Source organism: Streptomyces rishiriensis (assembly GCF_003112535.1).
Taxonomy (GTDB): Bacteria; Actinomycetota; Actinomycetes; order Streptomycetales; family Streptomycetaceae; genus Streptomyces; species Streptomyces rishiriensis.
Map to the genome: position 1 here is coordinate 1 of NZ_BEWA01000071.1, position 3,095 is coordinate 3,095.

General features: G+C 66.8%; 3 protein-coding genes. 2 read left to right on the forward strand and 1 reads right to left on the reverse strand.

Annotated elements, in window-relative coordinates:
• Nucleotides 1–159: 159 nt before the first annotated feature.
• Both Sri02f_RS40935 and Sri02f_RS40940 read left to right on the forward strand, forming a co-directional pair.
• Nucleotides 160–657 carry a VOC family protein gene (locus Sri02f_RS40935; protein ID WP_109001234.1) on the forward strand — a complete coding sequence of 166 codons (498 nt, stop codon included), beginning with the start codon at nt 160–162 and terminating at the stop codon, nt 655–657.
• A 122-nt stretch (nt 658–779) separates the two neighbouring features.
• A complete protein-coding gene (locus Sri02f_RS40940) occupies nt 780–1,673 on the forward strand; it encodes an IS982 family transposase (RefSeq protein WP_109006333.1) in 894 nt (297 codons plus the stop codon).
• A 122-nt stretch (nt 1,674–1,795) separates the two neighbouring features.
• On the opposite strand, the gene Sri02f_RS40945 is transcribed toward Sri02f_RS40940, so the two are convergent.
• Entirely contained in the window at nt 1,796–3,061 is a 1,266-nt protein-coding gene (locus Sri02f_RS40945; protein WP_109006334.1) for an IS701 family transposase, read from the reverse strand.
• Nucleotides 3,062–3,095 lie beyond the last annotated feature (34 nt).

Sequence of the window (3,095 nt, forward strand, 5' to 3'; positions counted from 1 at the left end):
TAGACGATCAAGTCCTATGTCTGGCTGACCCGTCTCGCAGGGTTCCGCCTCAGCGCGCCTTGGTCACGATGCCATTGGCGCCCGCATAGGACAGAAACTGACCTATATCGGGGTTAGCGTCTTCACCAAGTTGTGGTTCGCGCTCCAGGAGGCAGTCAGATGTCCGTCAAGCCGGTTCCCCAGGGCTACACCACCGTGACGCCGTGGATCATCTCTCGCGACACGGTGCAGCTCATCGCCTACATGAAGAGGGCCTTCGACGCGGAGGAGCTCGCTTGTCTCACCGGTGAGGACGGAAGCGTCGAGCATGCGGAGGTACGAATCGGCGACTCGGTGGTGATGTTGTTCGACGCGCGGCCGGAGTGGCCGCCGACCCCCGGCTTCCTCCGCCTCTACGTCGAGGACGCCGACGCCGTGCACCGTCAGGCCGTTGCGGCTGGCGGCACCTCGGTCACCGAGGTCACCCATCTGTTCTTCGGTGACCGGGTCGGGCGGGTGCGTGATCCGCTGGGCAACCTGTACTGGATCCAGACCCGCGTGGAGGATCTGAGTCCGCAGGAGATGGAACGCCGCCTCGGCGACCCGGAGTTCACCAAGGCGATGGAGTACGTCCAAAGCGCCGACTTCTTCCCCGGCCGGGCCTCTGACCTCGGCTGACAACGTGCCTATGCGTTGGTCAGGTCGGCGGCCTGGAGCATGTTCCTCCAGCAATCGCGCCGCCCGCCGACGGGCGGGACCGGAGTGTCCAGGAACGTGAAGAGGGTGACCAAGATCGTTGTGTGACGAACAACCTGGACACCCTGCTGACCGCACTGTACGTGAAGATCGACGACGAACTGGCGACAGGCCGATGGATGGGCAGGCCACCGCAGTTGACTGATGCGGAGCTGGTCACGCTCGCGGTCGCTCAGGCTCTGCTGGGCTTCGGTTCCGAGACGCGCTGGCTGCGCTACGCGAACTCGCACATGTCCTCGATGTTTCCGTATCTGCCGCAGCAGTCCGGGTACAACAAGCGCCTCAAGGCGGCGTTGCCGCTGGTCAAGAAGGCGATACGGATGCTGGCTGCGGACACGGACTTCTGGTTCGACAATCACTGGATCGTCGACTCCACGCCGGTGCCGTGCGGCATGTCGCGGCCGACGGTGAAGCGGTCGGACCTTGCCGGGTGGGCCGGATACGGATACTGCGCCTCCCACTCGCGGTTCTTCTGGGGCCTGCGCCTGTACCTGGTCTGCACGCCGACCGGGATGCCGATCCTGTGGGCCCTGGCCAACCCGAAACTCGACGAGCGCGAGGTGCTCCAGGCCATGCTCGACATCGATGCCGGCCTCGTGGCCGACCGGCCGCAGCTGTTGCTCATCTCCGACAAGGGCTTCGCCTCCAAGGAGTTCGAGAACGACCTCGCCCCGCGCGGCATCACCCTGTTGCGCCCGTCGTTCAAGCGGGAGAGGAAGCGCAAGGGCGAGGGACTGCTCAAGTCGGTGCGGCAGCTGATCGAGTCGGTGAACGACACGTTGAAGGGCCAGTTGGACCTGGAGCAGCACGGCGGCCGCACCTTCGAGGGCGTCGCCGTCCGCGTCGCCCAGCGCATCCTCGCAATGGCCGCCGTGATCTGGCGCAACCACAAGACCGGCGCGCCGATCATACGGTCGCTGGTCGCATTCGATCACTGAAGACATCGGACTTGATCGTCTAGTAGGACTCCGTTAGGTTGCTCTGGCTCTTGGGTTTGGGTCGGTGGGGGATGTTCTTGGCAGGGGGCGGTGGCAGGTGGTGCAGGTGCCGGTCCAGCAGTTCAGCAGGTCCTGGATGGTGTCGAGGATCTGGTAGAGGGTGAGTTGGCTGTATCGGCTTTTGGGGCCAGACGCTGTTCGGTGGCGGCGGTGACCAGGGTGACGTGGTGGTGCCACCCCGCCCAGGAACGCCCTTCGAAGTGGTCCAGGCCGAGGCCGTGTTTGAGTTCCCGGTAGTCGTGCTCGATGCGCCAGCGGATCTTCGCCAGGCGGACCAGTTCGGCCACCGGGGTGCCGGCGGGCAGGTTCGACAGCCAGTAGTCGGTGGGTGTTTCGGCGCCTTCGGGCCATTCGACCAACAGCGTGACCTCGGGCAGGACACCGTTCCACAAGCCGTCCTGCGCGGTGGCGGCGGCCTGGGCCAGACGGCGGGCCCGGACCCCGGCCGGCCGCACCCGCAGTGCCAGAAAGCGTGAGTGCATCGGCCCGCGGGAGCCTTCCCGCCAGGTCACCTCGGTGAAGGCCGGCCGCCCTTGGCCAGCGGCCAGTTCGGCCACCGAGCACGGCTTGTCCCGGTAGCGGGGCTGTGGCTTGCGGCCGTTGCCCGACCACGGCGGCGTGACCGGCTCGGCGTCGCAGCAGTGGACGGTGACATCCGAACGCACTGCCACGACGTAGCCGATGCCTCGGCCGGTCAGGCCGTCGCGGAAGTCGGCGTTCTGCCCGTAGCCGGCGTCGGCCACCACCACCGGCGGCACCAGACCCCACCCGGCCAGTTCGTCGAGGGTGTCCAGGGCCAGGCGCCACTTCTCGCGATGCCCGGTCTCTTCGGGGATCCCCGTCTTGCGCCGGCGTACGGGATCGTCCGCCCACTCCTGGGGCACGAACAGCCGCCACTGCAGCGGGACGGACGCGGCGTCGGTGACCGCGTGCACGCTCACCGCCACCTGGCAGTTGGCCTGTTTGCCCAGTGCACCGCAGTACTGGTGAGCGACGGCGACCGACATCTTCCCGTCCTTGGGGAACGATACGTCGTCGATGGCCCAGGCATCCGGGCCGATCAGCGGCACCATCCGTTCCGCGATCCGCCGCCGCACCGGCACCGGATCCCAGGTGGACTGGTTCACGAACTGCTGCAGGTTCTGCTCGTTGCCGTCCGGCAGCCGCGCAGCCATGGCCTGGATGGACTTGCGGCGACCGTCCGTCATCAGTCCCCGCAGATAGCAGTTGCCCTTGGCCCGCTGGTCCTTGCGCGGCACCGAGGCGAACACATCAGCCACGAACAACGCCAACTTCGCCCGAGCACGGTTCACTTCATGTGCGTCCACACACCCACCATGCCGCCGAACACCACCGACAGAA

Excerpts from the sequence above, each read along its gene's own strand:
- Sri02f_RS40935 (WP_109001234.1), top strand. The coding sequence starts at position 160 with ATGTCCGTCAAGCCGGTTCCCCAGGGCTACACCACCGTGACGCCGTGG.